Source organism: Rhodanobacter thiooxydans LCS2 (genome assembly GCF_000264375.1).
GTDB classification, from domain to species: Bacteria; Pseudomonadota; Gammaproteobacteria; order Xanthomonadales; family Rhodanobacteraceae; genus Rhodanobacter; species Rhodanobacter thiooxydans.
In genome coordinates, this window is record NZ_AJXW01000043.1 from 179,087 (window position 1) to 204,311 (window position 25,225).

A 25,225-nucleotide genomic window follows, 5' to 3' on the forward strand; every position below is an offset into this window, starting at 1 on the left:
ACCTCCTCCCCAAACTGATGGAGGCATGGTCACCATGACACACCCCGACATCGCGGTATTCGACGCCTACGGCACCTTGTTCGATGTGCACTCGGCGGTAGCCCGGCTGGCCGATCGCATGGGCCCGAAGGCCGAAGACATATCCGGGCGATGGCGGCAGAAGCAGCTTGAATACACCTGGACCCGCAGCCTGATGCGGCGTTATGCGGATTTCTGGCAGGTAACCGGAGAAGCACTGGATTACGCCCTGGCCGCCGCGGGTCGCCGTGATGCCGCGCTGCGCTCGGCGCTGCTGGACGCCTACCGCGAGCTGGATGCCTACCCCGAGGTACCCCGCGCCCTGGCCGGATACCGCGCGGCGGGGATGCGCGTTGCCGTGTTTTCCAATGCCACCCGTTCGATGCTGCAGACGGCGCTGACCGCCGCGCAGCTCGGCGACCTCGTCGACGTGGTGTATTCCGTGCACGAACTGCAGGTATTCAAGCCCGATGTCCGCGTCTACGCGGCGGCGGCCGACGCATTCGGCGTCGCACCGTCGGCCATCGCCTTTCATTCGTCCAACGCCTGGGATGTCGCCGGCGCGGCCTCCTCAAACTGGCATGCGTTGTGGATCAACCGGGCCAGGCGTCCACCGGAATACCCGTGGATTACGGCGCCCGTTGTGCCTGATCTCGAGCAGGCACGGCGGCACGTCGTGGGAGAGCCGCCAGTTGCCGGCATCGACGACACTCGCAGAGGAGCGGATTGATGAGTTGGATCAGCGAAACACCCGAAAGCGAGGCACATGGTCCGCTGCGGGACATCTACGACGCCATCAGGAAGCAACGCGGCAAGGTGGCGCGCATTCTCCGCGTGCACAGCCTCGATCCGGGCGCCCTGCAGCACCATCTCGACCTGTACATGCATCTGATGTTCTCCCCCGGCCCGCTGAGCCGGCGCGAGCGCGAGGCCATTGCGGTGGTGGTTTCCGCTGCCAACGGCTGCGCCTATTGCGTCGCGCATCATCTGGAAGCACTGCACCGCTACGAGAAGGATGAGGCCGTGCTGGCCACTGTAAGCACCGCACCCGACCAGCTCGCCGACTTGCGGCTGCGCGCGATGCTGCTGTACGCGCGAAAGCTCACCGCCGCCCCGTCGACGATGGATCAGGCGCAGGTGGCGGCATTGCGCGCGGAAGGACTCACCGACCCGGATATCCTGCGCATCAACCTGGTCACCGCCTATTTCAACTTCGTCAATCGCATCGCGCTGGGCCTTGGCGTGGAAGCCGACTCGGAAGAGATCAGCGGCTATGCCGACGAATGAAGCGGTTCCCGCTCATAGCGGCACCCGGGCCGGACAAGACAAGCCACCTCATGCTTGTCACGCGACGTCATGCTCAGTGGTAGGGTTGCCTGCGCGGGTGGTTCCGGCGCGGGTAATGCGGCGTTCCCGTCCTGCGCGCCACTGCCCGCTTCACGATCTGCTGCCGGGTCCCGTTCCATGCCGGCCTGCCGGAAAGACCATGACATGCTGACGCTGCGCCACATCCTGAGGGTGGTGTTCCACCCTCCCCATCTGAAACGGACCTGCATGGTGGCGCTGCTGGTGGGTGTGTGGCTGAGCGTGTTCAACCTCGGTGGCCAGCTGCTGGCTGGACCGTGGAACGCGCAGCTGGTGATCAAGATCGCCATGAATCTGCTCACCCCGTTCGCGGTCGCCAATCTCGGACTGATATCCCGCCAGGCCGGAGCGGAATCGGACAAGGCTGGATGATGCCCTCGACGATCGATCCGGCCTCCTGACCAGGGCACCCGACGATGGCCCCGTTTCTGCTTGCCCACGAACCTGCGATCCGGCTGGGTGCCTTCGCCGGCATCTTCGCCGTGATGGCGCTGTGGGAAGCACTGGCGCCCCGACGGCGCCAGGCGATCGGTCGATGGCGGCGCTGGCCCGGCAATCTCGGTATCGTCGTGCTCAGCAGCCTGCTGGTGCGGCTGCTCCTTCCCACCGCCGCCGTCGGCGTGGCGCTGTACGCCGAGACCCCTGGGTGGGGGCTGCTGCATGTGCTGAAAGCACCCAACTGGCTGGCGCTCGGCGCATCGGTACTCCTGCTCGATCTAGCCATCTATCTGCAGCACGTGTTGTTCCACGCGGTGCCAGCCTTGTGGCGGCTGCACCGGATGCATCACGCCGACCTCGAATTCGATCTGACCACCGGCGTACGCTTCCATCCGCTGGAAATCCTGCTGTCGCTGGGCATCAAGCTCGGCGTCATCGTGGCGCTGGGCGCGCCCGCGACGGCCGTGCTGGTTTTCGAGGTGCTGCTGAACGCCACCTCGATGTTCAACCACGGCAATGTCCGCTTGCCGCTGCCACTGGATCACCTGCTGCGCCGGATCCTCGTCACGCCGGACATGCATCGCGTGCATCACTCTTGGCATCCGGACGAGACCAACTCCAACTTCGGCTTCAACCTGTCCTGGTGGGATCGCCTGTTCGGCACCTATCGTGCGCAGCCGCGCGATGGCCACATCAACATGACCATCGGCATCCACCAGTTCCGCGACCCGCGCGAGCTGCGCCTGGACCGGATGTTGTGGCAGCCTTTTCGCATCGGCCGGGGCGCTGATCAGAACAACCGCCCATCATCCGGCCTCTGACCATGGCGGGCCGGATCGGGGTTCCGCGCCCGCGCATCCGTCCGCTCGTCGGAACTGACCAAGCTTGTTATTGTTGCAAGCGGTGAGCGCGGTGCGGGACCGCGTCACAACCGTTTGCCCTGCAGGACACCGTGGCATGACCTCGTGGCCGGGCATGGCTGCATGGCGTGCGACTCACCGACTGCGGGTGCGCAACACAGGGGCGAGGGGAAATGAAGATATCGCTTGGACGCAAGTGGCTGCTGCTGGCTGTCGGCGTGGCCTTGCTTGGCGCTGCTGCCGGAGTCTGGGTTTTGCTGCATCCGGCCAGCTTCGTGGTGCAGCCGTGGCGGGCGCAGCAGTCGGTCACCGCCGCGCGCTTCGTGTTCGGCCCCTATCCGGTGGATGCGGACATGTCCCGCCTGAAGGCGCATGGCGTCACCACCATCATCAGCCTGCTCAACCCCAGCCTGCCCTACGAGTCGGTGCTGCTGGATCAGGAAAAGGCGCGAGCGGAGCAGCTCGGCATCCGCGTGCTCAATTTCCCGATGGGCAGCATCCTGGGGCAGCGCTTCGGTGCCGACTACGAGCGCAATTCCCGCGCTGCCGCCGAAGCAGCCATCGCCGCCGACGGCACCGTGTACATCCACTGTTACCTCGGCCTGCACCGCGCCCGCAGCGTGCGCGACTACCTGGAACAGCACGCAGGCCAGGTCGATACGCGCCAGTTCGACGGTTCGATCGGGCACAACCGCACGCCGCGCCAGCTTGCCAACGAGCGCGCCCAAGGCTTGTTCGAACAGGACGACTACGAAGGTGCACTGCGTGAGCTGGGCAGCGTGCAGCCCATGGACTACGCCGCGTACGTGCTCACCGGCTGGATCCAGCTGCGCCGCAACGACAACATGCTGGCGCGCGATCAGTTCCGGCAGGCAACCGGCATGGCCGACGTCAAGGCCGACTCCTGGAACGGCCTGGGCTTCGCGCTGCTGCGCCTGGACGATCTGGACGGCGCCGGGTCCGCCTTCGGGCAGGCGCTGAAACTGGCGCCGCAGGACAACGACGCCATGCAGGGCATGGCGCAAACGCTCTACCGGCAGAACAAGCCGGCGCAGGCCCGCGCCCTGCTCGAACAGCTGCATGCCGCGAATCCGGACAACCCCGAGGTCAATCAACTGCTGGAGCGCCTGAAGCAGCAGGCCGACGCCTCACTGTAGGACACCCGCTGACCGCACGTTCCAGGTTTGTCCCCGGCCCGCGCCTGCGCTTTGCTCAACTCACGCGGAAACGCTCGCCGTACTTGTCGGCGTGGGCAAGCAGATAGGCGTTGAAGAAATCCTGGTCGCTGCCGGGCATGTCCACGATAGCGGCGACCAGTTCGGCGTCCATGCGGGCGCGGATATCACCCAACTCGTAGCTGCGCCCGTCGTAGGTGACGCTGCCGGTTCTCGCTTCGGGCTCCGGCATCTTGGCCGGGATGAACGGTGAAACCGGGTCGCTGGCCGGAAAGGTTTCCTCAAGGGCCTCGTCCTGGTTTTTGTTCGTCTTGTCCCGGCGCCGCCGACGCGTTTCCGGGGTCTCGTTCTCGACATCGCCGCGCGGGTTGTTCAGATGGGGAAGGTCCTTGCGGTCATGGTCGGACATGGCACTTCTCCGGCTGCGGGAACGTGAGCCAGCCTGCGGCCACGCCGGTTAAGTCCCGATGTGCATTTCGTCTAGCCAGCTTCATGTCGAGACAGTCACGACATTGCCTCGGCCACGCATCGCACGATGCATCCGTTTGCACGCTCGCGTCGCCAAGTACGCATCGGCGCGGACCATGAGCGCATTCACAGGGACAGAACTCTTCCGGTGCGACGGTTGCACTTCCGGCAAATCGCGGGGATCGGTGCCATGTCTGCCAATCGCGTTCTGCTGGTGGAGAACGATGCCGCTACCCGCGAGGTCACCCGCCTCCTGCTGAATCATGCCGGGTACGACGTGGTGGCCGTGCACGACCTTGCTACCGGCCTGGCCATATCGCGCGAGCGGCAAGACATCGGCATGCTGGTGGCCGACATGTACCTCGGTTGCGGCGAGCAGAGCACCTCGTTGATCAGCCACCTGCGTCGTGACAACGCCGCCTTCCCCATCGTGCCCACCTCCGCCGACAACGAGGCCTCGCTGATCGCCGGGCAGCTGAAGGTGGTGTTCCTGCGCAAACCCTACGGCCGGCTCGAGCTGCTTTCCGCCATCGACTGCGCCGCCAGTCGCGCCCACCTGGCGTGACGCGCGATCCAGGCGAAGAAAGCGAAGAAGAAAGATGCAGTGCTAGCGCCCTCAGGAAAGGGCGCTTGGCGCATTGAATGGCAGCGGCCGGGCGCCCAGCTCGAGCAGCACCGCCTCGGCCTTGGCCAGCTGGTCCGGTTTGCCGTCGACGGCGACCAGCACGTGGCCGGCGGCAATCTCGTCCTCAAACCGGCGCCGGACCGGACCAGGTTCGGCGGTGCCGGTCAGCATGCCCACCCAGCCACCCACCGCCGCACCGGCGGCGGTCATCGCTGCCGCGCCGGCGAGGGTGACGCCCAGCGGAGGAACGGCGACGGCGATCAGCCCCACCAGCAGGCCACTGCCACCGCCAGCCAGCAGGCCCTTGAAGCCGCCGCGACTGAAATCCCCGCTGGTGTCCTGGCGGTCGTCGGGAATCTGGTCGTTCTCGATGTCCTGGCGTGCCACCAGCGAAATATCGTCGTCGGGCCACCCCACCCGGCGCAGCGCGTCGATGGCCAAGCGGGCGGCGTGAATATCGTCGGTGCTGAATACATGACGTGTCTTCATGTCTGCTCCCGTTTTTCGATGAGCACCGCGCGATTCTGGCGGCGCTGCGGTGACCGGTGCGTGAGAACTTCTCTGCCTGCTTGTGCGCTTCGCGTGATTGCGGCGGCAAACGTTATTGAACGAAATCGTGCCGCACCCGTCACGCGAGGTCGGTTCCAATACGACTCACGACAACACTCTCCGAAGGAGAACTTCCGATGAAGAGCAACCACGACATCAAGACCCTCAACAGCCTGATCGAGACCACGCTGGACAGCGCAGACGGTTATGCGGAAGCGGCCAGGGATGCCAGGAGCGAACCACTCGTCTCGCTTTTCAGGGAACGCGCCGACGAGCGCAGGCAGGTGGCTTCGACGCTGCAGAAGCGCGTGCGGCTGCTGGGTGGCGATCCCGCGAACGACGGCACGGTGGCCGCTTCGGCGCACCGCATGTTCGTCAACCTGCGTACCAGCCTCACGTCGAACGACAACAAGGCGGTGGTCGACGAGGTCGAGCGCGGCGAGGACCACCTCAAGTCGAAGTTCGAGCATGCCATGAACGACAAGGATATTTCGGCGGATACCGAGGCGGTCATCGCCGACATGTATACCTCGGTGCGCAACGGACATGACCAGATGCGTGACATCAAGCGGGCCTTCCACGGCTGAGCTGCGCCTGCGCCGACCGGCGCAGCTTCGCAAGTCGTCCCCGCTTGGCGGGGCGCCTTCCGCAGCCCGGGCACCGCAGCCCCGCGCACCCACTGGAGTCGATGCTCTCGAACGACAGGCATCGGCATCTCGCGGCTCCCTCGATGGGAGGCCGCTGCATGGGAAGGTCCGCTATGCGCAGCTTCTGCCCACCGCGCCCGCAAGGTCAGCTCGCCTTGCGGGTGGCAGAGGGCTTCTTTGCCGTTGCCTTCTTCGTCGATGATTTCTTCTTGGTGGCTGGCTTGCCTGCGCGTGCGCCCTTGCCGGATTTTCCGGCAGCTTTCGCGGCGCTCTTTTTCGCTGGCGTGCGCCGGTGGCTGGCCAGGCTCTTCTGCAGCAGCGACATGAAATCGACCACGTTGGTGGTGGCGTTCTCCGGCATCGCGGCCTCCTCTTCGGTCTCGGTAGCGACCACGCCCTTGGAGCGCATCCGCTTCTCGATCACCTTGCGCAGGCGATCGCGGAACTCGTCGCGGTAATCCGCAGGGTTCCATTCGTCGCTCATCGACTCGACCAGTTGCCCGGCCATCTCGATCTCGCGGGATGAAATGCGGTAGTTCGCCGCTGCCCCTTCGGGAATCTTGTAGTCGGCGGTATCCACCAGCTCCTGTGGATAACGCATCAGCATCAGCACCAGGGCATGGCCGCGCGGAATCACCGCGGACAGGTACTCGCGCGTGCGGATCACCACCCGCGCAATGCCGATCCGGCCGGTGCGTTCGAGCGTTTCGCGCAACAGCACATAGCCCTTCTCCGCCTTCTTGCCCGGCACCAGCACATACGGCTTCTCGAAGTATTCCGGGCCGATCGCATCGGCCCGCACGAACGTCCTCACGTCGACCACTTCGCGGCCGTCCGCCGCGGCCGACTTGATGTCTTCCGGCTCCAGCACGACGTAGTTGCCCTTGGAATACTCGAAGGCCTTGACGATCTCCTTCCACGGCACTTCCTCGCCGGTTTCGGCATTGACGCGCTCGTAGCGCACCGGCGTGTTGCTGCGGCTGTCCAGCATGCGGAAATGCAGGTCGACGCTACGCTCGCCGGGCATCAGCGAGACCGGGACGTTGAGCAGGCCGAACGACAGGGTTCCGGTCCAGATGGGACGTGCCATGGTTCGTTTCCTCCACCAGTGGCGCGGTCAGGAGGCCTTCCTGGCGCGCGTCCTGGCCGCTTTCTTCGCCGCTGCCGAGCGGCCCGCGGCACCCTTGGCGTGCGCCGCCTTCTTGGCCGCCGCCGAGCGCGAGCTGGCGCTGCGCTTCGACGCACTGCGCCTGGCGTGCGCGGACAACGCCGATTTCGAGGCGGCCTTGTGGCCTTCCTTCTTCAGCGCCTTGCTGGTCGCCCGCGAACGTTTCGCTGCGGGCTTGTGGTGCTCGTGCGAGGCAGCTTCGTCCTGTGCCGCCTTCTTCCTAGTCGACTTGCTGGCGTTCTTGCCGGGCCTGGCCTTCACGCCGGCGCGCCGGGCCTTGGACAGGCCGATGGCGATCGCCTGCTTGGTCGATCTTGCGCCATGCTTGCCCTCGCGCACGTGCTTGATCTCCTCATGCACATATTCCCCGGCCTGGGTGCTGGGGGACTTTCCTTCTTTCTTGTCCTTGGCCGCGGCCCGACGGGTACGACTCTCTGGCATGACAATCTCCGGCGGCGAAAAGGTTTCTGCACGTGGACTATTGCGGCATCGGCGTGGACAGGCTGTAAAAAACGCCGTAACCCGCGTTTCACCTGTGGCGTACGCCGGCCTCGCTAGCGTGTGGACGTTCCCGCGATGGAGGTCTGCACCATGGCTGCAAGCAAGCGCACCGCCACCAAGGGGGCCAAGGTCACCGCCGAACGCCAGCGCGCGATCCAGGCTGCCGTCGAGGACAACGTGGAGCGCAAGACACCCGGGAAAGACGCCGCGCAGCAGCCTGCCCCGAAAACAGGCAAGTCGAAAGGCGGGCAGCCGCCGCAGCATCAGCAGAAGCCCGGCCGCGAACAGCAGCTCGACCCGCGGCCACAATTCCTGGCGCCGACCTATGCGGGCAGCGGCAAGCTCGCCGGCATGGCCGCGCTGATCACCGGCGGCGACTCCGGCATCGGCCGCGCGGTGGCCGTGCTGTTTGCGCGCGAGGGAGCCGACGTGGCCATCGTCTACCTCAACGAACATGCCGATGCCGAGGAAACCCGCGACTACGTCGAAGGCGAGGGCCAGCGCTGCCTGCTGATTCCGGGCGACGTGCGCGACCTGGCATTCTGCCTCGACGCCGTGGCACAGACGGTGGAGGCGTTCGGCAAGTTGTCCGTGCTGGTCAACAACGCCGCGTTCCAGGAGCACGCCGACTCGATCGAGGAGATCAGCGAAGCGCACTTCGACGAGACGTTGCGCACCAACCTGTACGGCTATTTCCACATGGCCAAGGCGGCGTCGCCGCATCTGGGCAGCGGCTGCTCGATCATCAACACCGGCTCGGAGACCGGCCTGTTCGGCAACGACAAACTGCTCGACTACTCGATGACCAAGGGCGGCATCCACGCGTTCACCAAGGCGCTGGCAGCGAACATGGTGACGCGCGGCATCCGCGTGAATGCAGTGGCGCCCGGGCCGGTGTGGACGCCGCTGAACCCCGCCGACCAGTCAGCCGAGCGCTTGCGCGACTTCGGCAAATCCAGCGCAATGGGCCGCCCCGCGCAACCGGAGGAGCTGGCACCAGCCTACGTCTTCCTCGCCGCGCCCTCCTGCGCCAGCTACATCTCCGGCGCAGTGCTGCCGGTGATGGGCGGCCCGACCAGCTGACCATGGACAGCCTGCGGGAGTACCAACGCAAGCGCGACTTCTCCCGGACGCGCGAACCGGCCGGCGACATGGCGGCCGGCATGGACCACCGCGCCATCTTCGTGGTGCAGCTACACCACGCCAGCCGCCGCCACTTCGATTTCCGCCTGCAGGTGGGCAACGTGCTGAAGAGCTGGGCGGTGCCGAAAGGACCAAGCTACGACCCGCAGGTGAAGCGCCTGGCGGTCGAGGTGGAAGACCATCCGCTTTCCTACGCAGGCTTCGAGGGCGACATCGAGCACGGCTACGGCAAGGGCCACGTCGACCAGTTCGATACCGGCGTGTGGGCCAGCGAGGGCGACGCCGAGGCGCAGTTGCGCAAGGGCCACCTGCGCTTCGAGCTGTTCGGCAAGCGGCTCAAGGGCGGCTGGCATCTGGTACGCAGCGGCCGCAGGGAACGCCAGCAGGCGTGGTTCCTGATCAAGGCGAAGGACCGCTTTGCCGGCGACGTGGAAGCGGACGACCTGCTCGACGCGAAAATGGTCCGCAGCACCCGCGCCGCTGCGAAGGCGCCGACAGACAAGGCGGCCACGGGAAGATCCCCCGTCCGTCGCACGGGCGTGCCGAAAGGCCGCAAGGCACCGCGCGTGCGCCTGGCCAGGCTTGCCGCCGCGCTGCCAGGCGGGCGTGCGAGGCCGGCCACCAACGCGTTCTTCGCACCGGAGCTGACTCGCCTGCGCGAGTCCCCACCCTCGGGCGAAGCATGGCTGCATGAAGTGAAGTGGGATGGCTACCGCATCCTCGCCGCGATCGCCGACGGCGAGGTCAAGCTGTGGTCGCGCAACGCGCAGCCATGGAACGACCGGCTGCCGGACATCGTGCAATCGCTGGAATCGCTGGGGCTGCAGTCCGCCCGCCTCGATGGCGAGCTGATCGCACTGGGCGCACGCGGACACAGCGACTTCAACGGCCTGCAGCAGACGCTATCCGGCGAAGCGCAGCTGCCGCTGGCCTACGTGCTGTTCGACCTGCCCTACCTCGAGGGCAGCGACCTCTCGCAGGTGCGCCTGCTGGAACGCAAGGCGCTGCTGCAGCAGCTGCTGGCCCACGCGCCGAAACACCTGGCCTTCAGCAGCCACACCCTCGGCGATGGCGAAGCCGCGTTCCGCATGGCCACCGAACAGCAGCTGGAAGGCATCGTTTCCAAGCGCATCGACTCGCCCTACCGCCCCGGACGCGGCGACGACTGGCTGAAGATCAAGCGGCTGCACAGCGACGAGTTCGCCGTGGTCGGCTACACGCCGCCCAAGGGCAGCCGCAGCGGCTTCGGCTCGCTGCTGCTGGCGCGGCCCGACGCCTCGGTGAAAAGCGGCTGGGTGTATGCCGGCCGCGTCGGCACCGGCTTCAGTGACGAACAGCTGCGGCAACTGGGCAAGACCATCGCCGAGCGCGGAAGCGCGCAGCCCACGGTGAAGCTCGCCGCGATCGACCCGCTGCTGCGCGACGCGCGCTGGGTCAAGCCGGTCGCGGTGGCCGAGGTGTACTACCGCGGCATCGGCAACAAGAACCTGTTGCGCCAACCGAGCCTGAAGACCATGCGTACCGACAAGACCGCCGCAGACCTGGCCGACGCCGATCGCCCTGCACCTGCCCGACCGGCCAGGGCCGCCACGCGCCGCCAGGCTGGGCAGAGCACCGGCGACATCGTCATCAGCCATCCCGATCGCGTGGTGTATCCCGAGGACGGCATCACCAAGCAGCAGGTGGCCGACTACTACGCCAGCGTGATGCGGTGGTTCCTGCCCAGCGTGGCCGGCCGCCCGGTGTCGGTGATCCGTTGCCCGGAGGGCACGGCGAAAGCCTGCTTCTTCCAGAAGCACATGATCCAGGGCCTGAAGCACGTCGGCAGCGCGAAGCTGAAGGAAGAGTCCGGCGCCCAGGCCACCTACATCTACCCGCTCGACGCCGTCTCGGTGATCGAGCTGGTGCAGTTCGGCGTGCTGGAGTTCCATCCCTGGGGCGCGACCGTCGAGCAGCCCGACCGTGCCGACCGCGTGGTGTTCGATCTCGACCCAGGCGATGACGTCGGCTGGGAGCGCGTGGTGGCCGCAGCGCGGCTGGTGCACCGGCGGCTGTCGCAGCTGGGCCTGGAATCGTTTTTGCGCACGACCGGCGGCAAGGGCCTGCACGTGGTGGTGCCGCTGAATCCCGGCTGCCCCTGGCCGCAGGTGAAGGACTTCGCGCGGGCGTTCGCCGGCACGCTGGCGCAGGCCCATCCGCTGGAGTTCGTCGCCACCGCCAGCAAGGCCCGCCGCAACGGCCTGATCTATGTGGACTACCTGCGCAACAGCCGCGGCGCGACCAGCGTGGCGTCGTACTCGCTGCGCGCGCGCCCCGGCGCACCGGTCGCCATGCCGCTGCGCTGGGCCGAGCTGGGCAAGCTGAAAAGCGGCCGCGATTTCGACATCCGCTCCACGCCCAAACGCCTGGCGCGTTTGCGCACCGATCCGTGGGCCGGCGTGGACACGCTGCGCCAGAACCTCGACCAGGTGATGAAGAAGTTCGGCTGAAGCCGTTCCCCGGCCGTGCACCGCATACGCGCCACGGCCCCGTACCAAGGAGATACGAACATGTCCCTGTCACTGTTGCTGGTCATCATCCTCATCATCCTGCTGATCGGCGCCCTGCCCACCTGGGGCTACAGCAGCTCCTGGGGCTACGGCCCGACCGGAGGCATCGGCCTGATCCTGTTGATCATCCTCGTGCTGTGGCTGCTCGGTGTGCTCTGACCGGTCGAGCAGGCGGTGATTGCGCTGGCCAAACCGGTCGAACACGTGCCCGCAGGCAACCTGGCGACACTGCGCCGGATGGCGGCGGACTGCCGGGCCTGCCCGCTGTGGCGCCAGGCCACCCAGATCGTGTTCGGCCGCGGGCCGGCGCACGCGGCGGCGATGCTGATCGGCGAGCAGCCTGGCGCGCAGGAGGACCTGGCCGGCGAACCGTTCGTGGGCCCGGCAGGGCAGTTGCTCGATCGAGCGCTGGCCGAGGCCGGGCTCGACCGGAGCACGCTCTACCTCACCAATACCGTCAAGCACTTCAAGTACGAGCTCCGCGGCAAGGTGCGGCTGCACAAGCGCGCGAACGCCACCGAACAGGCCGCCTGCCGCCATTGGCTGGCGGCGGAACTGGCGCGGGTGCAACCGCGCCTGGTCATCGGCCTGGGCGCGATGGCGGCGCAGACCTTGTTCGGCAAGGACTTCCGGATCGGTTCCGAACGGGGCCGATGGCGCGAACTCGGTCCGCAGGCGCGGGGGCTCGCCACCTGGCACCCCTCCGCGGTGCTGCGCACGCCACGCGAGGCGCGCCGTCACGAAGCCTATGCCGAACTGGTGACCGACCTGCGCGCGGTGGCCGCCGCGCTCGCCGCATTGAGCGATGCCGATGGAGCCACGCGATGAACCGGCAAGGTATGGCCTGGTGGGTGCTGGCGCTCGCGGCGATCCTGGCGGGGGGCTTCTGGCTGGGCGCGATCCACCGCGAACCACGCCCGGACGACGGCTCGCCGGCGGCGACCGGCTCGCAGGATTGAGCTTCCAGCGGCACGAGGTCAGCGCAGGAAGCGCAGCACCCGCCGTTCCAGCTGACGCGGATGCGCGGCCGCAGCGGGTGGAATGGCCCGCTGCAGGCTGCCATCCAGCCAGCCTGTCAGCACGCGCGGGTGGATGTAGGAACCGCGGCACACCGCCGGGGTGTTGCCGAGGATGCCCGCGACTTCGACGACGGCTTCCGCCAGTGCGCTGCGGCGCGCCCGCTCGCCACCCTTGCGGGGTCGCGGCGTGCAGGCGAGGACGCGAGCGGCACGCACCGTGCCACCCCAGGTGCGAAAATCCTTGGCGCTGAATTCATGGGCCTGGCCGTTGCCGCAGGCCGCACGCAGATACTCGTTGACCATGTCCGAATCCACCGGCTGCCGCTGGCCCTCGTCATCGATGTACTGAAACAGCCGCTGCCCCGGAAGTTGCTGCACGCGGCGCACGATCCGCACCAGCCGGCGATCGTCCATTTCCACTTCGCGCTCCTGCCCGCTCTTGCCGCGAAAGGTGAAGCGCAGTCGCCCGCGCTGCGCACGCACGTGCCGGGAACGCAAGGTGGTGAGTCCATAACTGCGATTGTCGCGGGCGTAGCAGTCGTTGCCGATGCGTATCAGCGTGTCGTCCAGCAGCCGCACCAGCAGGGCCGCCAGCTTGTCGTGCGGCAGGCCTTCGAGAGCGAGATCCCGGCGCACGCGTCGGCGCAGCGCAGGCAATGCCCTGCCGAACGCCACGATGCGGTCGAACTTGCCAAGGTCACGCTGTTCCCGCCAGCGAGGGTGGTAACGGTATTGCTTGCGTCCGCGCGCATCGCGGCCGGTCGCCTGCAGGTGACCGCGCGGGTTGCTGCAGATCCACACCCGGGTATAGGCCGGCGGAATCGCCAGCGCGCGGAGGCGCGCCAGTTCATCGCGATCCGTGATCGGCCGGCCATCCGCATCGCGATAGCTGAAGCCCTTGCCACGACGCCGTCGGCTCAGGCCCGGCTGCGTATCGCTGACGTAAACCAGACCCATCGCACGCGTCTCGACGCGCAGGTCCGGGACGTTCTCATGCGCAGGTTTGCTGGCCATTCGCGCCGAGTATGCGCAAGCCGGGTCAACGACAGGTGAGCCGCGACGAACTCAGTGGAAGTCCCGAGAGCGCGCATCCAGTGCACCCAGCAGCGGGGTGAGGTCCTTCAGTCGATGTGCGATCAGGTGACTGACGCCATCCACGTTTTCCCACTGTCCTTCCACCGCAAGCAACCGTGCCTGCAACAGCGCACGACGCTGGGCTTCGGCCACTTGCCGCCACACGATGACGTTGATCAGGCCATGCTCGTCCTCCAGCGTCACGAAGATGATGCCGCTGGCGGTTTGCGGCTGCTGTCGCGACGTCACCAGCCCGGCCACGCGCACGCGACTGTGGTGTGGCTGCCTGCGCAGTGTTTTTCCGTCCATGCAGTGCGCCGCGTTCAGGCGGGCGCGGATCTGCCGTAGCGGGTGCGCGCCCAGGCTGAGACCGACGCGTGCGTAGTCCGCCAGCGTGTCCTCGGCCTGCGTGGGCAACGGCAAGGCTACGGCCCGCTCGCCCGGGCTTTCGCTGCCGAACAACGGCAACTGTGGCTCGACACCGGCCACCGCCCAGCGCGCGCGATGGCGATGACCGGCCAGCCCACGCAGGGCTGCTGCATCCGCCAGCAGTTCCTGATGACGGCGATCGAGACCGGCCCGCGAGCACAGATCGGTGACGTCAGCGAACGGTTGCCGTCTGCGCGCTGCCATCAGGCGAAGCGCGGTCGCTTCGGAGCATCCCCGCACCATGCGCAGGCCCAGCCGGATCGCGCGCGCATCGGCGTGACCGCGCGGATCGGGTTCCAGCGTGCAATCCCAGTCGCTGAAACGTACATCCACCGGCCGCACCTCGACGCGATGACGCCGCACGTCCTGCACGATCTGGCTCGGCCCGTAGAAACCCATCGGCTGCGCATTGAGCAGTGCGCAGGCGAACGCTGCCGGGTAATGACACTTCAGCCAGCACGAGGCGTAGACCAGGTTGGCGAAACTGGCCGCGTGCGACTCGGGGAAACCGTAGGAACCGAAGCCCTTGATCTGCTCGAAAATGCGTGCGGCGAATGCCGCCGTGTAACCGTTCTTCAGCATGCCCTGCATCAGCTTGTCGCGATGCGGCTCCAGTCCGCCATGACGTTTCCAGGCAGCCATCGAGCGGCGCAGCTTGTCGGCCTCACCATCGGTGAAGTCGGCCGCCACGATGGCCAGCTTCATCACCTGTTCCTGGAACAGCGGTACGCCGAGCGTGCGTTCCAGCACTTCCTTGAACTGCGGTGACGGATAATCGACGACTTCTTCCTTGTTCCGGCGCCGCAGGTAGGGATGCACCATGTCGCCCTGGATCGGGCCAGGCCGCACGATCGCCACCTGGATCACCAGGTCGTAGAAATTCGCCGGTCGATGTCGTGGCAGCATCGCCATCTGCGCGCGGCTTTCGATCTGGAAGACGCCTACGGTGTCAGCACGCTGGATCATCTCGTAGGTGGCGCGGTCACCCGGCTCGATCGTGGCGATGGTTTTCGCCACGCCATGCCCGCTTTCCAGCAGAGCGAAGCATTTGCGCAGACAGGTCAGCATGCCCAGCGCCAGGCAATCGACCTTCAGCATGCGCATGTAATCCAGGTCGTCCTTCTCCCACTGGATCACCGTGCGGTCGGGCATCGCCGCATTTTCCACCGGCACCATTTCGCTCAGCGAGGTATCGGAGATCACGAAACCGCCGACGTGCTGCGACAGATGCCGTGGCATGCCCAGCAGTTCGTACGTGAGCTTCAGCACGCGGCGGATGAGCGGGCTGTCCGGATCGAAACCCTGTTCGCGCAACCGTTCGTCAGCCTTGCTGCCGCCCCAGCCGCGCGCAAAGACGTCGCTTAGCCGGTCGACCTGGTCCAGCGGCAGGCCGAGCGCCTTGGCCACGTCGCGCACCGCGCTGCGGCCGCGGTAGCAGATCACGGTGGCGGCCAGCGCCGCGCGCTCGCGCCCGTATTTCCCGTAGATGTACTGGATGACCTCCTCGCGCCTCTCGTGCTCGAAATCGACGTCGATGTCGGGTGGCTCGTCGCGGTCCTCGCTGATGAAGCGCGCCACCAGCAGGTTGTTCACCTCCGGGTCCACCTCGGTGACGCCCAGCGCGAAACACACGGCGGAATTGGCGGCCGAGCCGCGGCCCTGGCAAAGAATGCCTTCGCCACGCGCGAAGCGGACGATGTCGTGCACGGTGAGAAAAAAAGCTTCGTACTGCTTCGACGCGATCAGCGCCAGTTCGTCATCGATCAGCTGGTGCACCTTGGCGCTCGCGCCTTGCGGCCAGCGCCAGCGGATGCCCTCCTCCGCCAGCTGGCGCAGCCAGCTGGTGGGCGTGTGGCCCTGCGGCACCAGTTCCGTCGGATAGTCGTATTTCAGCTCGCCCATATGGAACGTGCAGCGTTCGGCGATGCGCATGCTTTCCTGCATCAGGGCCTCGGGGTAGATCCCGGCCAGCACGTCGCGTCGGCGCAAATGCCGTTCGCCATTGCGGAAGATCAGCGCGCCCGCCTCGACGATCGGCACGCGATGGCGGATCGCGGTGAGCGTGTGCTGCAAGGCCAGTCGGCGGCGCACGTGCATGTGCACGTCGCCGCTGGCCACCAGCGTAAGATCCAGGGCATGCCCGAGCGTCTGCAGTTCGCGCAGGCGCGCGGCGTCATCGGGCCCGCGATGCAGTTCCACCGCCAGCCATGCGCGGTCGCCGAACGTCGCGCGTATCCAGCGGCCGTGGGCGGTATCCGGTTGCAGCCCGGGCGTCCACAAGGCCAGCGTGCCCGGCATGCCGCTTTCCATGTCCGCGCAGGTGAGCCGGTACGTGCCTTTTCCCGAAGCGCGGCGCCCGCGCGTGATCAACCGGCAGAGTTCGGTATAGCCCTGCCGGTTCTCGCACAGCAATACCAGCTTCGGGCCATCCTCAAGCTGGAACTCGGCGCCCACGATCAGTTTCAGGCCGGTTTCGTTCGATGCCTGGTACGCGCGCACGATGCCCGCGAGCGAACATTCGTCGGTGATCGCCAGCGCGCGGTAACCGCATGCCCTGGCACGCTCGAACAACTCGGCCGCGTTCGAGGCGCCGCGACCGAAGGAGAAGTCGGACAGGCAATGCAGTTCGGCGTAATCGTTCATGCGAGCCGGCTCATGCGAACCAGCCATGCAGCATCCAGCCGCCCTGCTCGCCAGGCGGACAGAAGGCCCACGCCCGCTGGCCGGGCGAGGTCTCGACCACGTAGTAGTCGCGGCAGGCTTCGGCGCCATCCCACCAACCGGTTTCCAGCCGCTCGGGGCCGGCCAGGATGCGCGGCGATGCGCCGCGCAGGGGAATCGGATGCGCCAGCAGCCAGGTCGGTCGCGGCGATGGCTCGTCGTGGACGCCGCCGCATTCGGCCACGGCCTGGGCGCGTTCGGGACGCGGATCGGTGGTGCTGCCCAGCCGATAGACCGCCCGATCGCCAAGGCGCGCGCGCAGGCGTTCGCGCAGCTGCCCGATCGGCAATGCGTTTGCCGGCCGTTCGTCGAACAGATCGCGCCCGGCGGGCACGAACGCCGGCAGCTCGCGCGCGATCAGGTGCAGCGCCAGCACCGGCTCAGGAAGCACGACGTGTTCCAGCCGGCCCCGTGCGAACTCGAACAGCATCGCGCCCTCGCGCTGCGGCGCCAGCAGCCCCACCGGCACATCGGTATAGCATCCTTCGCGATGTTCCAGGCGCAGCAGGAAACGTTGCACGCCTCCATCGCGGCCGGCGAGATAGGCGGCAAGGTCATCGGCCATGCGCCGCAACGGAAAGATCAATGCCGACTGATTCTCCACTTCGTGGAGCAATTCGATGCGCAGGTCGAAGGTGTCCGGCGGGCGATACAGCTCCAGCCCGGAGGGCCGGTCGCCGATCAGGCGATCCAGCGCATCCAGCAGTTCCGTGCCGAAGCGCCGGCGCAGGCCATCCCGGGGCAGCGCCAGCACCTGTCCCAGGTTGCGGATGCCCATGCCGGGCAGCGCGGCGATGGCGTTCGCCGGCAAAGAGCTCTTCGCGAGCGGCACCCGCTGCAAGGCATGGCGCAGCGCATCGACAGACAGCACCGCCTGCCCGTCGGAGACCGTGGCCAGCACCTGCGCGGCGTGAGCCGTCGGTGCCGCGGCCAGCCGATGGCGAAATCCCAGCCCGGCGAAATCCGCCCGCAGCATCGCGTCAAGCCGTGGCCACGGCCCGAACAAGCCCATGCTGCGGCTGACCTCCAGCACGATCGCATGCGGCAGCAGGCTGACCTCGGAACTGTACCGGTAGGCCACGGCGGCGAGAAAGCGGTGCCAGCGATCCACCGATTCGCGCTCGTACGGAATCGCCTCGAACTTCGACAGCAGCGCCTGGGCGGCGCTCAGCCGCTGCCCGACATGCAGGCCCGCCGCCTGTGCGGATTCATTGGCCGAAACGATCGTGCGGGCGTTGACCGGACCGTCGACGAGCACCAGCGGCCCCGTCGTGGGGCGGCGTCGAAGCATCCCATCCATGGCCAGATGCGACAGGTTGATGCAGGTCCAGAGCATGTCCGGTCGCCATCAACCGGCAAGTCGCGCCAGCGGAACGGGCCGGGTGGGCACGGCCCCGCCGCGGCATTTGCGCACCCATAGCTGCGGCCGCGGCAAGGCTTCCAGTTCCAGGCGCAGCGCGGCCGGCGAGGCGTTGGAAAGATGGGAGCGATCGCGGAACACGAAGGCGAGCGCCTGCCCGGTAGCCGCCGCCACCTGCAGGCGGCGCAAGGCGCGATCGTCGGCCTGCCGCGGCCATGCCAGCACGGCGGCGCAGCTTCCCGAGCGCAGGCATTGCTCGGTCGCCCAAAGCACGTCCTTTTCAGGGGCCTCGATGATGTCCACCTGGCGCATGTCGACGCCTTGCTGCTGCCAGCCGGCGACACACGGCGCATATGGCGGCGACACGATCACCACGTTGCGCCGGCTCCGGGTCAATCGCGCCAGCGTGGGCAGTACCAGGCGAAGTTCGCCCACGCCATCGGCGGGCAGCAGGATCTCGGACAAGGAGGCGTCGGGCCAGCCCCCCGCCGGCAGCACGGCATCGAGTGCGCGCCAGCCGGTGGGCTGGTCACCGGCCGGGACCTCGGGAGCGCGCCCCCGCCAGACCTGGCGCGCATCGAGCAACGCGGAAAGGGGAACCACGGCGTTCATCAACTGCCCCGCAGCAGGCCCGCATACAGGCCCTCAATCGCGAAGTCTTCGGTGGGATCCACCTCGATGGGACGGAAGCCCGGGCTGTTGGGCAACAGGCGAACCACATCGCCTTTCCAGTACAGCCGCTTGATCGTGAAACGATCACCGCCCACGCGCGCGGCTACCACCTGGCCATGACGGGCCACCAGTGTGGCGTGCACCGCGACCAGATCGCCATCGAGAATGCCTTCCCCGCGCATCGAATCGCCGACCACCTTCACCAGGTAGTCCGGCCGCAGCCGGAACAGCGAGCGGGATACGCGCAGGCTGCGATCGACCCGTGACTCCGAGAACAACGGTTCGCCGGCCGCGATGCGACCGATCAGCGGCAGTTCCATCGTGTCCGCATCCATCGGATCGGGTTCGCGCACCAGCCGGATGCTGCGGGCGCGGTTGGGTTCGATGGTCAAGCGGCCTTTTGCTTCAAGGGAACGCACGTGCTTGAGCACCGCACTGACACTGTCGATGCCCAGTGCCTCGCCGATTTCCTCAAGGGTGGGCGACTTCCCGTCACGCTCGATCCGCGCGCGGATGAAGGCAAGGACGTTCGACTGGCGCTGGGTGATCTGGATGGTCATCGTCTGCATATTTTCACCTAAATAGGTGAAAATTGAGAGTGAAAAAAAGCCTCGCCACGACACCTAGATGGATCAACGGCTTGGCGTGGTAATCGCATCCAGTTTCGAAGGCGAGGCGAACTCCAGCGTCACCCGTTGCCATCTCAAGGAATGAGAGGACAGCACGATGCCCTGCCCACCTCTCGCGTCTATGCGCATGTGATGGCCGACCTGCGGGCACGCACGTGTTCTGCGAAGCCCGCGATCGCAAGAGAATCCGAAGCGCCTTCTTCTTCCGGCGTTTCCACCGCTGCCTTGATAAGTGCGCAGGAACAGCCATCTTTCACTGTATTCGAATCACGACAGGAGGCTCCCGCATGCCCCGTTACACCAGGAATCCCGAGGTGTTGTCGCGCCTCAGCCCCGAGCAGTATCGGGTCACCCAGCAAAGCGGCACGGAGCGCCCCGGCACCGGCGAGTACCTGCACAACCGGGAGCCGGGCATCTACGTCGACGTCGTGTCGGGCGAGCCGCTGTTCGCCTCGACCGACAAATTCGAATCGCATTGCGGCTGGCCGAGCTTCACCCGGCCGATCGAGCCGGCCCACGTCCACGAACTGCGCGACGCCTCGCACGGCATGATCCGCACTGAAGTGCGCTCGGTGCATGGCGACAGCCACCTCGGCCACGTCTTCCCCGACGGCCCGGCCGATCGCGGCGGCCTGCGCTACTGCATCAACTCGGCCTCGCTGCGTTTCGTCCACCGCGACGACATGGAGGCCGAAGGTTACGGGGATTACCTGGACCAGGTGGAGGACGCGCGATGACGACCGAACGCGCGGTCCTGGCCGGCGGTTGCTTCTGGGGCATGCAGGACCTGATCCGCCGCCTGGACGGCGTGGTTTCCACGCGAGTCGGCTACAGCGGCGGCGACGTGCCGAACGCCACCTATCGCAACCATGGCAGCCACGCCGAAGCGATCGAAATCGTGTTCGATCCCGCACGGATCAGCTATCGCGCGCTGCTGGAATTCTTCTTCCAGATCCACGACCCGTCCACGCCGAACCGGCAGGGCAACGACCGCGGCAGTTCCTATCGCTCGGCGATCTTCTATACGTCCGAGGAGCAGCAGCGGATCGCCGAGGACACCGTCGCCGACGTGGATGCCTCGGGCCTGTGGCCCGGCAAGGTGGTGACGGAAGTGGCGCCGGCCGGCGATTTCTGGGAAGCCGAACCGGAGCACCAGGACTACCTGGAACGCTATCCCGACGGCTACACCTGCCATTTCATCCGGCCGGGCTGGAAGCTGCCGCGCCGCCAGCAGACCGGCTGACGGCGGGCATCAACGCCCGAAGATGATTTCCTTGCCTTCGTGGTCGCGGTCCCAGCCGCGCAGCTGGTCGCGGATGTGCGCGATGCGCTGGCGACCGAGCGCGTTGCGTTCCTCGTCCAGCACCTGACCATCCAGCAGTTCGGCCAAGCGCTGCGCGGTGGGCAGCATCGCATCCCACGCGTCCAGTGCGGGCAGCGGCGCCGGTAGTGTCATGAAGAAGCTCACCCCCGGCGTGCGCAAGACATCCAGCCGGGCCAGGTCGAAATTGCCGGGCTTGAGCATGTTGGCGACGCTGAAGATCGGCCCCAGCTCGCGCTTGCCGTCGACCAGGCGGTGGTAGATGCCCATGTCGCCGAATTCCAGCCCGGCCTTCTCGGCGGCCACGACCAGGTCCGGGCCGTGGAAGCGCCCGTTGTCGCGGGCCACCACGAACAGGGTGACGATGCGCTCCACCGGCAGTTGCGGCGGGCGCCGGCCAAGCTCGGAACGCGGCGGCGCAGCGGCGGCTGGCGCGGCAACGGGCGCTGGCGCCGGTAGAGGGGACTCCTCCGCCGCAGGCGGGGCATTCGGTACCTTCGGTTCGCCGGAACTGGGCGCGCGCAGGGCGTCGATGATCGAGGCGACATGGTCGGCCAGCTTGGGCTGCTGCCTGGATCTGGCCTTGGGTGCGGCGGACATGGGCGCCTTGGCGCGCTCGCCGGACAGCGTGGCGCCCAGCCGCTCGAGCTCCTCGCGCAGGCCGACGTCGAGCTCGCCCTGCTGCGGCTGCGTCTCTCCGATGAAGGGTTCGCCCGCGACCGGTTCGCTCCCCGGCTCGCCCAAGGTGGGTTCGCGACGCTCGCCGGCGTGTGGCTCCGACTCCGGCATCGCCCTGCGCCTGCCCTGCTCCTTCTTCGGCTGGCCGAACAGCCAGATCAGCGCCAGCACGACCACGCCGACGATCAGCATCGGAATGCCGACGGCAGGGTTCCAGGCGAAGGCGAGCACGGGTTGCAACGTCATCATCAGGTCCTTAGGCAGCTCCCGCCAGTTTAGCCGCTTCGGCCAGGTCCACCTGCACCAGGCGCGACACGCCGGGCTCGCGCATGGTCACGCCGCACAGCTGGCTGGCTGCTTCCATGGTGGCCTTGTTGTGGCTGACGAAGATGAACTGCACCTTCTCGCTCATCTCACGCACCATGTTGGAGAAGCGGCCCACGTTGGCCTCGTCCAGCGGCGCGTCCACCTCGTCGAGCAGGCAGAACGGCGCGGGATTGAGGTTGAAGATGGCGAACACCAGCGACACCGCGGTGAGCGCCTTCTCGCCGCCGGAGAGCAGCGAGATGTTGGAGGGCCGCTTGCCCGGCGGGCGCGCCATGATCGACACGCCGGTGTTGAGCAGGTCGTCGCCGGTCAGCTCCAGGTAGGCGTGGCCGCCGCCGAACAGGCGCGGGAACAGTTCCTGCACGCCGGCGTTGACCTTGTCGAAGGTTTCCTTGAAGCGCTGGCGGGTCTCGCGGTCGATCTTCTTGATGGCGTTTTCCAGCGTCTCCATCGCGCTGGTGAGGTCGGCGAGCTGGTTGTCCAGATAGGTCTTGCGCTCGCTCTGCTCGGCGTGCTCCTGGATCGCCGCCAGGTTCACCGGCTCCAGCCGCGCAATCTTCTGGCCGATGTCGCCGAGCTGCACGCGCCACTGCTCCGCGTCGATGTCCGCGGCCAGTTCGGCCAGCAGGGTTTCCAGTTCGAGGCCGGAGGCGCTGATCGCCGCGGCCAGCTGTTCGGCGCGCAGCTGCAGCGCCTGGGCGGCGAGGCGCTTCTCGGACATGCCCTCGCGCAGGCTGACCAGGCCTTGCTCGGCCAGGTGGCGCTGCTGTTCGAGCTTGCGGAATTCGAGGTCGCAGTCTTCCAGCGCGCGGCGTGCCTCGACCAGTTGCTTGTCGACCAGCAGGCGCTGGTCCAGATAGGCTTGCCGTTCGGCTTCGAGTTCGGCGATCGGGTCGGAGCCGGCGGCGAGCTGTTCGGTAATCTCGTCGCGGCGCGCCTCGATCTGGCGCAGCTGGGCGTCCATGCGGCCCAGCGCCTGTTCCAGCGAGCTCAGCGAGGATCGCTTCGACTCCAGCGCCAGGGCGAGCGAGTGCGACTGCTCGGCAGCCTCGCGCGCATTCATGCGTGCCTCTTCACGCGCTTCGAGCAGCGTGCGCCGCTCGTTCTCCAGTTCGCGGCGCTGGTCTTCCTGGTCGCCCATCAGGCCGACCGATTCGTCCAGCCGCGCGCGCGCCTCGCGGGTCTGGCCCTGCAGTTCGTCGAGCTGGGTCGCCAGACCATCCAGCTCGCCGCTGACCTTCTCGGCGCGGGCGCGGGCGGTTTCCAGCTTGCCGCGGTGGCTCTGCAACTGGCCGGCCAGTTCGGACTGGCGGCGATGCGCGTTGTACAGCTCGCGCTGCGCATCGTCGCGGGAGCGCTCGGCCTCGAACTTGCTGATGCGCAGCGCGTCGAGCCGTTCGCTGGATGCTTCCAGCTGCGCTTCCAGCGCGGCGATCTGTTCGGCCAGCAGACGCAACTCGCGCTCGCGCGCCAGCACACCGACCTGGCTGCCCTGCGCGCGGCGCACGCGCGCCCAGCCCGGCCCCAGCCATTCGCCACTGCGCGTGATCACCGACTGGTACGGCGCCAGCGCGGACAACGAGGCCAGCTGCCGCTGCGCGTCGTCCAGCGACTCGGCGGTGAGCACGTGGCCGAGGATGGTCAGCGCCGCCGCCGGGCCGCGCACATGGGCGGCCAGCGTGCCGGCGGTGTGGGCGCCGCCGTCGGCGGCGTCGAGCAGCGCCACGTCGGCGTTCTCCAGCGCCGCGAATTCAGCGGCCAGCGCGTGCGAACCGTCCACCAGCACGCAGTCGAGGAAACCGCTCAAGGCGGTTTCGACGGCGGTTTCCCAGCCGTTCTCGACTTGCAGCGATTCGCCGAGGCGGCGTGACTTGTTCAATCCGAGACGGGCCAGCCAGCCGCTGGCCGCGTTTTCTTCCTGGCCCAGCGCGGCGTGTTGCAACGCCTCCAGCGATGCCTGCCGGCCGCGCGCCGCCTGCAACTGCTGGCGCGCCTCGTTCAGCGTCGACTGCACCTGGCGCTCTTCCTCCAGCAGCTTCTCGTGGCCGCCCTTGTGCTGGTCGAGCAGGCTGCCGAGCGTCTCGACGCGCTCGCGCTGGGTCTCGTGTTCGTCGACCAGTTGCTGGCCGGCGGCGTCCAGCGCGGCCACGTCGGTGGCCTTCTGCTCCGCTTCCAGCGTCTCGCGCCGGCGCGACAGGTCGATCGCCTGGCGGTCGAGATAGTTGAGTTTGGTGCGCTCCACCTCGGCCGCACGGTTGGATTCACCGGCGCTGCGGGTGTGGCTGTCCCAGCGCTGCTGCCAGTCGGCCAGCTTCGCCTCGGTGCTGCGCTGGGCTTCGGCGGTGTCATCCTGCAGCTGCTGCAGGGCTTCGAGTTTCGGATCACCTGCGGCCAGCGCCAGGCGCAGCGTCTCGATCTGCCCGCGGTCGTTGGCGACGTGCGCGGCCAGCTCGGCATGCTCGCGTTCGGCGTCGCCGTGGGCGCGCTGCAGGCGGTCGGCGGTTTCCTTGTTGTAGCGCACCTGCTGCTCGACCCGGGCGATCTCGGCGCCGACCTTGTACACCTCGGCCTGCACCGCGTTCAGGTGCTCGCTGGCGTCGGTGTGGCGTTCGCGCACGCTTTCCAGCTGCGCCTCGATCTGGCGCTGGCCGGCCAGCTGCTTCTCGATCTCGATCTCGGCGGCGGAGAGTACTTCGCCCTCGCCGTCATGCTGAATCTTCAGGCCGCGGTATTCGAGCGCGCGCAGTTCGGCTTCCTTGCGCGTTTGTTCTTCCTTCAGCGCCTTCCAGCGTTCCGCCGCGCGGGCCTGGCGGTGCAGGTGTTCGAGCTGCTTGTCGACTTCGTCGCGCACATCCTTCACGCGGTCGAGGTTCTCCCGGGTGGCCTTGATGCGGCTCTCGGTTTCCTTGCGTCGTTCCTTGTACTTGGAAATGCCGGCGGCTTCCTCCAGGTGCGTGCGCAGTTCCTCCGGGTGCGCCTCGATAATCTGGCTGATCATGCCCTGCTCGATGATCGAGTAGCTGCGCGGGCCCAGACCGGTGCCGAGGAACAGGTCGGTGATGTCGCGCCGGCGGCAGCGTGCGCCGTTGAGGAAGTAGGCGGACTGGCCGTCGCGGGTGACCTGGCGCTTCACCGAGATCTCGGCGTACTGGCCGTACTCGCCCTGGATCGAACCATCGGCGTTGTCGAAGATCAACTCCACCGTGGCCTGCCCCACCGGCTTGCGCGTGTTGGAGCCGGAGAAGATCACGTCGGTCAGCGAATCGCCGCGCAGGCGGCTGGCCGCGCTCTCGCCCATCACCCAGCGGATCGCGTCGATGATGTTGGATTTGCCGCAACCGTTCGGGCCGACCACGCCGATCATGTTGCTCGGCAGGTGCAGGGTGGTGGGGTCCACGAAGGACTTGAAACCGGCGAGTTTGATCGTGGTCAGGCGCATGCAGTCGTCAATGGGTCATCGGTAGTGCCCGCACGGTCCGGGCGACAAGC

Annotated in this window: 25 protein-coding genes; 14 read left to right on the forward strand and 11 right to left on the reverse strand. The window is 67.3% G+C overall.

Going from position 1 to position 25,225, the window contains the following annotated elements; all coding sequences use genetic code 11:
- Positions 1 to 25: 25 nt before the first annotated feature.
- From UUA_RS09705 to UUA_RS09725, 5 genes are all read left to right on the forward strand, one after another.
- On the forward strand, positions 26 to 748 hold the full coding sequence (locus tag UUA_RS09705) for a haloacid dehalogenase type II (protein ID WP_008436377.1): 723 nt from the start codon (positions 26 to 28) through the stop codon (positions 746 to 748).
- On the forward strand, positions 748 to 1,305 hold the full coding sequence (locus UUA_RS09710) for a peroxidase-related enzyme (protein ID WP_008436379.1): 558 nt from the start codon (positions 748 to 750) through the stop codon (positions 1,303 to 1,305). The genes UUA_RS09705 and UUA_RS09710 overlap by 1 nt, the downstream gene beginning before the upstream one ends.
- A 204-nt stretch (positions 1,306 to 1,509) precedes the next feature.
- Positions 1,510 to 1,755, forward strand: a complete 246-nt coding sequence (locus UUA_RS09715; RefSeq protein WP_008436381.1) for a hypothetical protein — start codon at positions 1,510 to 1,512, stop codon at positions 1,753 to 1,755.
- Positions 1,756 to 1,799: 44 nt separating this feature from the next.
- Positions 1,800 to 2,642: a sterol desaturase family protein gene (locus UUA_RS09720; protein ID WP_008436382.1), complete on the forward strand. Its 843-nt coding sequence runs from the start codon at positions 1,800 to 1,802 to the stop codon at positions 2,640 to 2,642.
- A 212-nt stretch (positions 2,643 to 2,854) separates the two neighbouring features.
- Positions 2,855 to 3,838, forward strand: a complete 984-nt coding sequence (locus tag UUA_RS09725; RefSeq protein ID WP_008436383.1) for a tetratricopeptide repeat protein — start codon at positions 2,855 to 2,857, stop codon at positions 3,836 to 3,838.
- A 55-nt stretch (positions 3,839 to 3,893) separates the two neighbouring features.
- Here UUA_RS09725 and UUA_RS09730 read toward each other — a convergent pair whose 3' ends face one another.
- Positions 3,894 to 4,265 (reverse strand): hypothetical protein, encoded by a 372-nt coding sequence (locus UUA_RS09730; protein WP_008436384.1) that lies wholly within the window; start codon positions 4,263 to 4,265, stop codon positions 3,894 to 3,896.
- 249 nt (positions 4,266 to 4,514) lie between these two features.
- Between UUA_RS09730 and UUA_RS09735 the strand changes: the two genes are divergently transcribed.
- Positions 4,515 to 4,889, forward strand: a complete 375-nt coding sequence (locus UUA_RS09735) for a response regulator (protein WP_008436385.1) — start codon at positions 4,515 to 4,517, stop codon at positions 4,887 to 4,889.
- Between the two features lie 51 nt (positions 4,890 to 4,940).
- Here the strand turns inward: UUA_RS09735 and UUA_RS09740 are convergent, their stop codons facing one another.
- The gene (locus UUA_RS09740) at positions 4,941 to 5,438 is read right to left on the reverse strand and encodes a hypothetical protein (RefSeq protein ID WP_008436386.1); all 498 of its coding nucleotides are present in this window, start codon (positions 5,436 to 5,438) and stop codon (positions 4,941 to 4,943) included.
- Between the two features lie 197 nt (positions 5,439 to 5,635).
- Between UUA_RS09740 and UUA_RS09745 the strand changes: the two genes are divergently transcribed.
- Positions 5,636 to 6,085, forward strand: coding sequence for a PA2169 family four-helix-bundle protein (locus tag UUA_RS09745; RefSeq protein ID WP_008436387.1), 450 nt, complete (start codon positions 5,636 to 5,638; stop codon positions 6,083 to 6,085).
- 205 nt (positions 6,086 to 6,290) lie between these two features.
- On the opposite strand, the gene ku is transcribed toward UUA_RS09745, so the two are convergent.
- Positions 6,291 to 7,235 (reverse strand): non-homologous end joining protein Ku, encoded by a 945-nt coding sequence (gene ku / locus UUA_RS09750; RefSeq protein ID WP_008436390.1) that lies wholly within the window; start codon positions 7,233 to 7,235, stop codon positions 6,291 to 6,293.
- A gap of 27 nt (positions 7,236 to 7,262) precedes the next feature.
- Positions 7,263 to 7,754 (reverse strand): DUF6496 domain-containing protein, encoded by a 492-nt coding sequence (locus tag UUA_RS09755; protein ID WP_039953765.1) that lies wholly within the window; start codon positions 7,752 to 7,754, stop codon positions 7,263 to 7,265.
- Positions 7,755 to 7,904: 150 nt separating this feature from the next.
- On the opposite strand from UUA_RS09755, the gene UUA_RS09760 reads away from it, so the two are divergent.
- Genes UUA_RS09760 through UUA_RS20200 form a run of 5 tightly spaced genes read left to right on the forward strand, consistent with a single transcriptional unit; the run spans position 7,905 to position 12,465 of the window.
- On the forward strand, positions 7,905 to 8,897 hold the full coding sequence (locus tag UUA_RS09760) for an SDR family oxidoreductase (RefSeq protein ID WP_039953812.1): 993 nt from the start codon (positions 7,905 to 7,907) through the stop codon (positions 8,895 to 8,897).
- A gap of 2 nt (positions 8,898 to 8,899) precedes the next feature.
- Positions 8,900 to 11,446: a DNA ligase D gene (ligD, locus tag UUA_RS09765; protein WP_008436395.1), complete on the forward strand. Its 2,547-nt coding sequence runs from the start codon at positions 8,900 to 8,902 to the stop codon at positions 11,444 to 11,446.
- 60 nt (positions 11,447 to 11,506) lie between these two features.
- Positions 11,507 to 11,665 (forward strand): DUF3309 family protein, encoded by a 159-nt coding sequence (locus UUA_RS18850; RefSeq protein WP_008436396.1) that lies wholly within the window; start codon positions 11,507 to 11,509, stop codon positions 11,663 to 11,665.
- Positions 11,666 to 11,680: 15 nt separating this feature from the next.
- Positions 11,681 to 12,334 carry a UdgX family uracil-DNA binding protein gene (locus tag UUA_RS09770; RefSeq protein ID WP_008436397.1) on the forward strand — a complete coding sequence of 218 codons (654 nt, stop codon included), beginning with the start codon at positions 11,681 to 11,683 and terminating at the stop codon, positions 12,332 to 12,334.
- A complete protein-coding gene (locus UUA_RS20200; RefSeq protein ID WP_268793807.1) occupies positions 12,331 to 12,465 on the forward strand; it encodes a hypothetical protein in 135 nt (44 codons plus the stop codon). Before UUA_RS09770 ends, UUA_RS20200 begins: the two co-directional genes overlap by 4 nt.
- Before the next feature lie 18 nt (positions 12,466 to 12,483).
- Here UUA_RS20200 and UUA_RS09775 read toward each other — a convergent pair whose 3' ends face one another.
- The 5 genes from UUA_RS09775 to lexA are packed head-to-tail and all read right to left on the reverse strand — an operon-like array spanning position 12,484 to position 19,341.
- Complete coding sequence (locus tag UUA_RS09775; protein WP_008436398.1) at positions 12,484 to 13,539, reverse strand: DNA topoisomerase IB; 1,056 nt, start codon at positions 13,537 to 13,539, stop codon at positions 12,484 to 12,486.
- A gap of 51 nt (positions 13,540 to 13,590) precedes the next feature.
- Positions 13,591 to 16,800: an error-prone DNA polymerase gene (locus UUA_RS09780; RefSeq protein WP_425476895.1), complete on the reverse strand. Its 3,210-nt coding sequence runs from the start codon at positions 16,798 to 16,800 to the stop codon at positions 13,591 to 13,593.
- The gene (locus UUA_RS09785; protein ID WP_008436401.1) at positions 16,682 to 18,085 is read right to left on the reverse strand and encodes a Y-family DNA polymerase; all 1,404 of its coding nucleotides are present in this window, start codon (positions 18,083 to 18,085) and stop codon (positions 16,682 to 16,684) included. Before UUA_RS09785 ends, UUA_RS09780 begins: the two co-directional genes overlap by 119 nt.
- Before the next feature lie 12 nt (positions 18,086 to 18,097).
- Positions 18,098 to 18,721, reverse strand: a complete 624-nt coding sequence (imuA, locus tag UUA_RS09790; RefSeq protein WP_008436404.1) for a translesion DNA synthesis-associated protein ImuA — start codon at positions 18,719 to 18,721, stop codon at positions 18,098 to 18,100.
- Positions 18,721 to 19,341 carry a transcriptional repressor LexA gene (lexA, locus tag UUA_RS09795; RefSeq protein WP_008436405.1) on the reverse strand — a complete coding sequence of 207 codons (621 nt, stop codon included), beginning with the start codon at positions 19,339 to 19,341 and terminating at the stop codon, positions 18,721 to 18,723. The genes imuA and lexA overlap by 1 nt, the downstream gene beginning before the upstream one ends.
- Before the next feature lie 356 nt (positions 19,342 to 19,697).
- Between lexA and msrB the strand changes: the two genes are divergently transcribed.
- Positions 19,698 to 20,147 (forward strand): peptide-methionine (R)-S-oxide reductase MsrB, encoded by a 450-nt coding sequence (gene msrB, locus UUA_RS09800; RefSeq protein WP_008436406.1) that lies wholly within the window; start codon positions 19,698 to 19,700, stop codon positions 20,145 to 20,147.
- The gene (msrA, locus tag UUA_RS09805; protein ID WP_008436407.1) at positions 20,144 to 20,653 is read left to right on the forward strand and encodes a peptide-methionine (S)-S-oxide reductase MsrA; all 510 of its coding nucleotides are present in this window, start codon (positions 20,144 to 20,146) and stop codon (positions 20,651 to 20,653) included. Before msrB ends, msrA begins: the two co-directional genes overlap by 4 nt.
- A 9-nt stretch (positions 20,654 to 20,662) precedes the next feature.
- Here the strand turns inward: msrA and zipA are convergent, their stop codons facing one another.
- Both zipA and smc read right to left on the reverse strand, forming a co-directional pair.
- Complete coding sequence (gene zipA, locus UUA_RS09810; protein ID WP_008436408.1) at positions 20,663 to 21,655, reverse strand: cell division protein ZipA; 993 nt, start codon at positions 21,653 to 21,655, stop codon at positions 20,663 to 20,665.
- Between the two features lie 10 nt (positions 21,656 to 21,665).
- A complete protein-coding gene (gene smc / locus UUA_RS09815; protein ID WP_008436409.1) occupies positions 21,666 to 25,175 on the reverse strand; it encodes a chromosome segregation protein SMC in 3,510 nt (1,169 codons plus the stop codon).
- Between the last annotated feature and the right edge of the window lie 50 nt (positions 25,176 to 25,225).

Bases quoted from the DNA above. Each gene is read 5' to 3' on its own strand.
- UUA_RS09705 (WP_008436377.1), top strand. From the start codon at position 26: ATGGTCACCATGACACACCCCGACATCGCGGTATTCGACGCCTACGGC.
- UUA_RS09710 (WP_008436379.1), top strand. From the start codon at position 748: ATGAGTTGGATCAGCGAAACACCCGAAAGCGAGGCACATGGTCCGCTG.
- UUA_RS09715 (WP_008436381.1), top strand. From the start codon at position 1,510: ATGCTGACGCTGCGCCACATCCTGAGGGTGGTGTTCCACCCTCCCCAT.
- UUA_RS09720 (WP_008436382.1), top strand. From the start codon at position 1,800: ATGGCCCCGTTTCTGCTTGCCCACGAACCTGCGATCCGGCTGGGTGCC.
- UUA_RS09725 (WP_008436383.1), top strand. From the start codon at position 2,855: ATGAAGATATCGCTTGGACGCAAGTGGCTGCTGCTGGCTGTCGGCGTG.
- UUA_RS09730 (WP_008436384.1), bottom strand. From the start codon at position 4,265: ATGTCCGACCATGACCGCAAGGACCTTCCCCATCTGAACAACCCGCGC.
- UUA_RS09735 (WP_008436385.1), top strand. From the start codon at position 4,515: ATGTCTGCCAATCGCGTTCTGCTGGTGGAGAACGATGCCGCTACCCGC.
- UUA_RS09740 (WP_008436386.1), bottom strand. From the start codon at position 5,438: ATGAAGACACGTCATGTATTCAGCACCGACGATATTCACGCCGCCCGC.
- UUA_RS09745 (WP_008436387.1), top strand. From the start codon at position 5,636: ATGAAGAGCAACCACGACATCAAGACCCTCAACAGCCTGATCGAGACC.
- ku (WP_008436390.1), bottom strand. From the start codon at position 7,235: ATGGCACGTCCCATCTGGACCGGAACCCTGTCGTTCGGCCTGCTCAAC.
- UUA_RS09755 (WP_039953765.1), bottom strand. From the start codon at position 7,754: ATGCCAGAGAGTCGTACCCGTCGGGCCGCGGCCAAGGACAAGAAAGAA.
- UUA_RS09760 (WP_039953812.1), top strand. From the start codon at position 7,905: ATGGCTGCAAGCAAGCGCACCGCCACCAAGGGGGCCAAGGTCACCGCC.
- ligD (WP_008436395.1), top strand. From the start codon at position 8,900: ATGGACAGCCTGCGGGAGTACCAACGCAAGCGCGACTTCTCCCGGACG.
- UUA_RS18850 (WP_008436396.1), top strand. From the start codon at position 11,507: ATGTCCCTGTCACTGTTGCTGGTCATCATCCTCATCATCCTGCTGATC.
- UUA_RS20200 (WP_268793807.1), top strand. From the start codon at position 12,331: ATGAACCGGCAAGGTATGGCCTGGTGGGTGCTGGCGCTCGCGGCGATC.
- UUA_RS09775 (WP_008436398.1), bottom strand. From the start codon at position 13,539: ATGGCCAGCAAACCTGCGCATGAGAACGTCCCGGACCTGCGCGTCGAG.
- UUA_RS09780 (WP_425476895.1), bottom strand. From the start codon at position 16,800: ATGGCGCCGAAGCCTGCCGCGACTACTACGTGGTCGAGACCTCGCCCG.
- UUA_RS09785 (WP_008436401.1), bottom strand. From the start codon at position 18,085: ATGCTCTGGACCTGCATCAACCTGTCGCATCTGGCCATGGATGGGATG.
- imuA (WP_008436404.1), bottom strand. From the start codon at position 18,721: ATGAACGCCGTGGTTCCCCTTTCCGCGTTGCTCGATGCGCGCCAGGTC.
- lexA (WP_008436405.1), bottom strand. From the start codon at position 19,341: ATGACCATCCAGATCACCCAGCGCCAGTCGAACGTCCTTGCCTTCATC.
- msrB (WP_008436406.1), top strand. From the start codon at position 19,698: ATGCCCCGTTACACCAGGAATCCCGAGGTGTTGTCGCGCCTCAGCCCC.
- msrA (WP_008436407.1), top strand. From the start codon at position 20,144: ATGACGACCGAACGCGCGGTCCTGGCCGGCGGTTGCTTCTGGGGCATG.
- zipA (WP_008436408.1), bottom strand. From the start codon at position 21,655: ATGACGTTGCAACCCGTGCTCGCCTTCGCCTGGAACCCTGCCGTCGGC.
- smc (WP_008436409.1), bottom strand. From the start codon at position 25,175: ATGCGCCTGACCACGATCAAACTCGCCGGTTTCAAGTCCTTCGTGGAC.